The sequence below is a fragment of the Aeromicrobium sp. Leaf272 genome, from assembly GCF_001422865.1.
Lineage (GTDB): Bacteria > Actinomycetota > Actinomycetes > Propionibacteriales > Nocardioidaceae > Aeromicrobium.
The window spans coordinates 604915-605326 of sequence record NZ_LMMY01000009.1; positions in this window are offsets into that span (position 1 = coordinate 604915).

The following is a 412-nucleotide window of genomic DNA, read 5'->3' on the forward strand; positions in this document are numbered from 1 at the left end:
CCCGACCGTCGGTCTCGCCGCTCCACGGCTGGGTCAGCAGGAGCACGCCCGCCGCGGCCAGCGCGGGCCACGCCCACGTGCCGCGCCGACCGCGGAGCACCGCGACGGACAACGGCCCCAGGAACTCCAGGGCGCTGGCCGTACCGAGCGGCAGCCGAGCGACGGCGGCCATGAACAGCATGGTCACGCCGGCCGTCACCACGCCCAGCACCACGCAGGCTCGCAGCGCGGCCGGACTCAGGCGTCGACGCCAGGGTCGGACGAGCAGCAGCATGATGACGCCCGCCCACGAGAGCCGCAGCCACGCCGCGCCCTCCGAGCCGATGCGGTCGAACAGGCCGACGGACGCAGCGAGGCCGATCTGCACGGAGGTCATGGAGCCGAGCGCCATGAGGGCGCCACGTGAGGCGGG